The 6,286-nt window shown below is 71.6% G+C and carries 7 protein-coding genes; 4 read left to right on the forward strand and 3 right to left on the reverse strand.

What is annotated here, in order from left to right:
* Window positions 1-13 precede the first annotated feature (13 nt).
* Window positions 14-940, reverse strand: coding sequence for an NAD(P)/FAD-dependent oxidoreductase (locus tag NG1_RS33015; RefSeq protein ID WP_062977512.1), 927 nt, complete (start codon window positions 938-940; stop codon window positions 14-16).
* Window positions 941-1,030: 90 nt separating this feature from the next.
* Between NG1_RS33015 and NG1_RS33020 the strand changes: the two genes are divergently transcribed.
* Window positions 1,031-1,624 carry a helix-turn-helix domain-containing protein gene (locus NG1_RS33020; RefSeq protein WP_062977514.1) on the forward strand — a complete coding sequence of 198 codons (594 nt, stop codon included), beginning with the start codon at window positions 1,031-1,033 and terminating at the stop codon, window positions 1,622-1,624.
* A 63-nt stretch (window positions 1,625-1,687) separates the two neighbouring features.
* Window positions 1,688-2,356 carry an AAA family ATPase gene (locus NG1_RS33025; RefSeq protein ID WP_245660153.1) on the forward strand — a complete coding sequence of 223 codons (669 nt, stop codon included), beginning with the start codon at window positions 1,688-1,690 and terminating at the stop codon, window positions 2,354-2,356.
* A 10-nt stretch (window positions 2,357-2,366) separates the two neighbouring features.
* On the opposite strand, the gene NG1_RS33030 is transcribed toward NG1_RS33025, so the two are convergent.
* Window positions 2,367-3,308 (reverse strand): YegS/Rv2252/BmrU family lipid kinase, encoded by a 942-nt coding sequence (locus tag NG1_RS33030; protein ID WP_062977516.1) that lies wholly within the window; start codon window positions 3,306-3,308, stop codon window positions 2,367-2,369.
* Window positions 3,305-4,882: an FAD-binding oxidoreductase gene (locus tag NG1_RS33035; protein ID WP_062977526.1), complete on the reverse strand. Its 1,578-nt coding sequence runs from the start codon at window positions 4,880-4,882 to the stop codon at window positions 3,305-3,307. Before NG1_RS33035 ends, NG1_RS33030 begins: the two co-directional genes overlap by 4 nt.
* 171 nt (window positions 4,883-5,053) lie before the next feature.
* Here NG1_RS33035 and NG1_RS33040 point away from each other — a divergent pair, with 171 nt between their 5' ends.
* Together NG1_RS33040 and NG1_RS33045 are read left to right on the forward strand one after the other, a co-directional pair.
* Entirely contained in the window at window positions 5,054-5,680 is a 627-nt protein-coding gene (locus tag NG1_RS33040) for a TetR/AcrR family transcriptional regulator (RefSeq protein ID WP_062977518.1), read from the forward strand.
* 45 nt (window positions 5,681-5,725) lie between these two features.
* A partial coding sequence (locus NG1_RS33045) for an FAD-dependent oxidoreductase (protein WP_157114383.1) occupies window positions 5,726-6,286 on the forward strand: 561 nt, incomplete at its 3' end.

Raw genomic sequence — 6,286 nt, forward strand, 5'->3', positions numbered from 1 at the left:
TCGATATTCCCCCTCAACGGGCGAGCACTGCGACGTCGGCCGACACCAAGTCACCGTTGATCGCGATCGCGGCGGTGGAGCCCGCCCCGGCGGCGGAGATCACCTGCGCTGCCGGATTGGCGACGTTGCCCGCGGCCCAGACACCCGGCACGCTGGTGCGCCCCGTCGCGTCGGTCACCACCCAGCCGTCGGCGTCGAACGCGCAGCCGAGCCCGACCAGCACGTCGTCGTTGGCCCGGAAGGTCGGCGTGACGAACATCGCCGTCCTCGGCACCGCTCGCCCGTCGGCCAGTTCCACGCCGCGCAGCCGATCGTCCACCACGAACCGGGCCACCTCGCCCTCGATCAGCCGGACCCCGCGCGCATCCAGGCGAGCGCGATCACTCTCGGACAGGGGCATCGTGTTCGGGAAGAAGACGACGTCGTCCGACCACTGCGGCAGCAGCAGCGCCAGATGCAACGCGCGGGCCAAGGCGCCGGATTCCGCACCGCCCAGCACCCCGATCGGCTGGTCACGGACCTCGTAACCGTGGCAGTAGGGGCAGTGCAGCACGTCACGCCCCCAGCGCTCACGCACTCCGGGCAGTTCCGGGAGTTCGTCGCGCAGCCCGGTGGCCACGAGCACGCGGCGAGCCCGCAACGCCCCGCCGCCGCGCAGCCGCAGCGTGAAGTCCGACTCCGCCGTCCGTTCCGCGCCGACGACGATGTCATCGATCAGTTCCGCGCCGTAGCCCGTGACCTCGGCGGCCCCGGTCGCCAGCAGCTCGGCCGGTGGCATGCCGTCCCGGGACAGGAACCCGTGCATGTGCTCGGCCGGGGCGTTGCGCGGCGCACCGCCCTTGACCACCGCGACTCGCCGCCGCGCGCGGGCCAGGACCAGCGCCCCGGACAGTCCCGCCGCACCGCCACCCACGATCACTACGTCGTATGTCTCGCTCATTCGCGATCACCTCCACGGACACCGTGCCGTCCCCGTCCCGATTCAGCAACTAAAATTGCCAAATCAGGGAAATCGGAGTGCACTGGGGACATGTCCACACCACCGGCCGTCACCCAGGCCCTCGCCGACATAGGCCCACGGCTGAAAGCGCTGCGCACCCGCCGCAACGTCACGCTCACCGCGCTGGCGGAGAGCACCGGAATCTCCAAGAGCACGCTCTCCCGGCTGGAGTCCGGCCAGCGAAAAGCCAGTCTGGAACTGCTGCTGCCGATCGCGATGGCCCATCAGGTTCCGTTGGACGAACTGGTGGCCGCGCCCAAGATCGCCGATCCCCGCGTCCACTCCACGGCGCGAAAGCTGAACGGGATCACCGTCCTTCCGCTCACTCGGCAGCCGGGACCGCTACAGGCGTTCAAGATCGTCATTCCGCCCGAGCGCTGCGACCCCGACCCGAAGGTGCACGAGGGTTTCGAGTGGCTCTACGTACTTTCCGGACGACTGCGGCTGGTACTCGGCGAGCACGATCTGGTGCTCGGCCCCGGCGAGGCCGCGGAATTCGACACGCGCCAACCGCATTGGTTCGGCAGCGCGGGCCGGGGCCCGGTGGAAATCCTGAGCCTTTTCGGGTCGCAGGGTGAACGAATGCATCTGCGCGCGCGGTCGGCGGGTCGCAAACCGGGGTGATCACAAGAAAAACCAGGGTTTTCCCGGTTGCCGAACACGTGTCGGCTGCGGACGCTGGGAGAGGTGAACCCCCCGCTGGAATCCGTGCACGCGTACGCTCCCGAACCCCGGCTGCCGATTCTGGTCCCGGACGCGCTGCACGATCTGCGCGGTCGCGCGATCGCGGAGATCCGGTACCCCGCCGCGGCGGCGCTGATCGTCGCGGGCGTCCCCGGCGCGGGCAAGAGCACCGCGCTGCGCAAGTTCTTCGGCGCCGATGCCGCGGCCACCGCGCCGTCGCGCAGCGCCGCCGGGGTACTGGTGCTCGACTCGATGCAGGCACGCAATCGCTGGCGGCCCAAGCTGTGGTGGCTGCCCTACCTGTTGTGGCGCCCGCTGGTGCACGCCGCGCACTTCCTGGCCATCCGTGCCGCGCTGCGCGAGGTCACCGGCCCGGTCGTCATCCACGACTGCGCCACGTTCCGCTGGGCGCGCACCCTGATCGAGCACTGGGCGGTGGATCGCGAACTGCACCTGCTCATGGTCGACGTGCCCGCGGCGGTGGCGCGCGCAGGCCAGCACAGCCGTGGCAGGCGGATCAACCACGTGGCGTTCCGGCTGCACGTGCGGCGTTGGCGGCGGCTGATGCGCGCGGTGTCGGCGGAGCATCGCTCGGCTGCCCGCGCCTCACGGTCGGTGGTCATCGTCGACCGCGCGACCGTGAACCACCTGCGCTGCGTGACTTTCGCCTGACCGGCGCCGGTCAGGGCACCAGAACGGTCAACGCCGCGGGGACCGCCCGGATGGTGATCGGCAGGGTGCCCGCCGGTTCGCCGTCGGCGGTGGCGGGCGCGCCCGCCGCGGTGAGCGTGACCGCGGCGGCGCGGAACTGCTTGACCTCCGGGTGATCCTGGCGTTTGCCCGCCGACAGCGCGGGCAGCAGGCGCAGCATCTCCCCGCGCGACAACGCGCCGACCACGGTCAGATCCAGCAGGCCATCGTCCATGAGCGCGTCCGGGCAGATCAGCATGCCGCCGCCGTAGGTGCGGGTGTTGCCGACCGCGACCATGACCGCCTCGGTCTCCAGCACCGAGCCCACGCCGGGGTTGGTCAGACCGTCGGTCACCGCGTCCACCAGTTCGACCCGGTAGGGCACCGTGAAGCGCCCGGAGATCTCGGCCAGCGCGGCGGCGGTGTAGCGCAGTCTGCCTCTCGGCCAGCGCATCTCGTTGGCACGCAGAGTGACCCGCGCGTCGAATCCGGTGCCGGCCACCGTGGCGAACCACATCGGCGGCACGGACGACTCGATCCGGCCGAGATCGATCGTCCTGGTCCGCCCGCGCAACACCAGCGCGGCGGCGGCGACCGGATCGTCGGTCGGCACTCCGAGCTCCCTGGCCAGATCGTTGCCGGTGCCAGCGGGGATCATGCCGAGCGGAACCCCGGTCTCCGCGACGGCCGGAAGGGTCACGTTGATCAGCCCGTCGCCGCCGATGCAGACCACGGCGTCGGGTGCCGCGCCCGCGACCGAATCCCGCACCTGGCGAACCGTTTCGGCGGCCGAGGGAGCGCACACCTCGGTGACCTCGGCGCCGCCCGCGCGCAGGCGGGCGATGGCGGCGGTCGCCGCATCGCTTCCCTTGCCGTGCCGGGATCGGGGATTGGTCACCACCGTGACCTCGCGCACCGGTGAATAGTCGTTCACGGCACCAGCTTTCCGGGATTCAGGATGCCGGCCGGGTCGAGTTCGGCCTTCACCGCCCGCAGGACACGCACGCCGAGCTCACCCACTTCGTCCGGGACCCAGGGACGGTGATCGGTGCCCACCGCGTGGTGGTGGGTGATCGTGCCGCCCGACGCGACGATGGCGTCACCCGCGGCGCGCTTGGCGGCCTGCCACTGGGCCAGCGGGTCGTCCAACTGTTTCGCCACGACGGTGAAATACAGCGACGCGCCGGTCGGGTAGGTGTGCGAGATGTGACACATGACCAGGGGCGGTGTCCCCTGCGCCACCAGCGACTCGGTCAGCGCCGCGGTCACCTTCGCCTTCAACCCGCTCAGATTCGACCAGGTGGTGGCGGTCTCCAAGGTTTCACAGAGCACGCCGACATCCAGGAGCGCGTCACGCAGGTACGGCGCGGCGAAACGACCGTGCTCCCACTCCCGGGCCGGCGTCTCTCCCAGGGCCGAGCCGCCCGCCGCGGCCAGCACGGCACCCGCTTCGGCGCTGCGCGCGGTGACATGCGCCGCGCTGCCCTCATAGGTGGTGACGGCCAGGCACCCCGCCACCGGGTTGCCGCCGATATCGCCGGAGCGGGCGAGATTGATCCCGGTCTCCGCCTCGTCGGAGAGCCGGAGCACCGTCGGCGCCGCGCCCGCCTGCACCACCGCGCGCAACGCGGCGGCGCCGGTGGCGAAATCCGGGAACGACCAGGCCTGGTAGGCAACGGTTTCCGGGACCGGGTGCACCCGCAGGGTGACCTCGGTGATCACACCGAGCGTTCCCTCCGATCCGACGAACAGCTCGCGCAGGTCCGGCCCGGCGGCCGAAGCGGGGGCGCGCCCGAGTTCGAGCGTGCCACCCGGCGTGGCGATCTTCAGCCGCTGCACCATGTCGTCGAAGCGGCCGTAGCCCGCCGAGGCCTGGCCGGACGACCGCGTCGCCGCGAAGCCGCCGATGGTTGCGAACTCGAAACTCTGCGGGAAGTGGCCGAGGGACAGTCCGTGCGCGCCGAGCAGTTCCTCCGCGCGCGGACCGGTGAGACCGGCGCCGAGCGTGGCGGTGCCGCTGATCGGGTCGATCTCGGCGACCCTGTCGAGCCTGCGCAGATCCAGGGCGATCACGGTGTCGAAGCGACCGCGCACGGGATCGACGCCGCCGACGACGCTGGTGCCGCCGCCGAACGGAACCACCGCGACGGCGTGCCGCGCGCAGTAGGCGAGCACGGCGAGAACCTCGTCGTGGTCGGCGGGGAAGACGACGGCGTCCGGCGCGTCCTGCGGCCCCTCGGCCCGGCGGCGCAGCAGATCGGGTGTGCTCTTCCCCCCGGCGTGCCGCAGCCGATCGCGGTGGTCGGCCGACACGTTCTGCGCACCGACCACCTCGACCAACCCGGCTCGCCGCGCGGGCGTCAACGCCGATTCGCGCAGTGGCACGTCGCCCTCATCGCGGCGCGCCACCGGCTTGCCGGACACTCCGAACACCTGCGTCAGCAGACCACGGATCCGCTCCGAAAGTGGCTGGTGCCCAGCCGGGATACCCCAGGCATCCCAGACCATACTCGCGGCCGGCCCGGCCGGGCCGGTCTTCGCCGACGGAGCCGGATCGCCGTCGGTCTGCTGCTGCGTGTCCACCATGCGTTACAGTTTGACATAGACTGTCAAGCAGTAACGAAAGCTCGGACCTCGCCGACGACTCGCCGTCGACCGACCTACCACCGGTGGTGATTTTTGACCGCTCCTGACGAGACCGCCCTCTCGGCGACCGACCTGGCGATTCTCGACGCCGCCCGCGCCTGCGTGGAGGAGTTCGGCGTGCGCCGCACCACGCTCACCGAGGTGGCGCGCCGGGCCGGCGTCAGCAGGCCGACCGTCTACCGCCGCTGGCCGGATACCGGTGCTCTGGTGGCCGAACTGCTGGTCCGCGAACTGCGCGGCATCGTGGCGGCCACCATGCCGTCCGCGGGCAGCGCACGCGTCAGGCTGGTCGAGGGCGTGGTCGCCGGAGCGGCGATGATCCGGTCGAATCCGTTGTTCGGCAAAATCTTCCGCACCGACACCGATCTGATGCTCACCTACGTCTTCGGCAGGCTGGGGCGCAACCAGCGCGCGCTGATCGAGCTGTTCGCCGCGGGCATCCGCGACGGGCAGCGGGACGGTTCCATCCGCGCGGGCGCTCCGGAGCGGATGGCCACGATGCTGCTGCTGATCGCGCAGTCCGCGGTGCAGTCGGCGGGCACCGTCGCGCCGCTGCTGGGGGGTGAGCACCTCGACACCGAACTCCGTCGCGCGATCGGCGGGTATCTCGACGACCACGCCCGCGAAGCGGTCGAAGACTCCGCCCGAAAGCGGCCGTGATGAGTACGCGTCAGCCCGGTTCCGCCGCATCCGAAAGGCATTGTGATGACTATTGATTCGGGGCGAACCGGGGATTCCGCGTTGAACGCCGCGCGCCGCGCCGCGGATCTGTCCCGGCTCGGCGACGGCGCCGAGATCGATGTCCTGGTGATCGGCGGAGGCGTCACCGGCGCGGGCGCCGCCTTGGACGCCGCCGCCCGCGGACTGCGCACCGTGCTGGTCGAGCGCCACGACCTGGCCTTCGGCACCAGCCGCTGGAGTTCCAAGCTGGTGCACGGCGGCCTGCGCTATCTGGCGAGCGGCCGGGTCGGCATCGCCCACGAGAGCGCGGTGGAACGCGGCATACTCATGCGCACCACGGCGCCGCATCTGGTGCGCCCGCTGCCCCAACTGGTGCCGCTGCTGCCGAATGTCGGTGCGGCGCAAGCGGCGCTGGTGCGCGCCGGTTTCCTGGCCGGTGATCTGCTGCGGCGAGGCGCGGGCACCCCCGCGGCGATCCTGCCCCGCTCCCGGCGCGTCGCCGCGGCGGAGGCCGTGCGGCTGGCGCCCACCGTGCGCCGCGCGGACCTGCGCGGCGGCCTCCAGGCATGGGACGGGCAGCTGGTC

Source organism: Nocardia gamkensis NBRC 108242, assembly GCF_001612985.1.
In the GTDB taxonomy this organism is placed as follows: Bacteria; Actinomycetota; Actinomycetes; order Mycobacteriales; family Mycobacteriaceae; genus Nocardia; species Nocardia gamkensis.

Coding starts and splice junctions, on each gene's coding strand:
- NG1_RS33035 (WP_062977526.1), bottom strand. CDS start 4,882: ATGGTCTGGGATGCCTGGGGTATCCCGGCTGGGCACCAGCCACTTTCG.
- NG1_RS33020 (WP_062977514.1), top strand. CDS start 1,031: ATGTCCACACCACCGGCCGTCACCCAGGCCCTCGCCGACATAGGCCCA.
- NG1_RS33015 (WP_062977512.1), bottom strand. CDS start 940: ATGAGCGAGACATACGACGTAGTGATCGTGGGTGGCGGTGCGGCGGGA.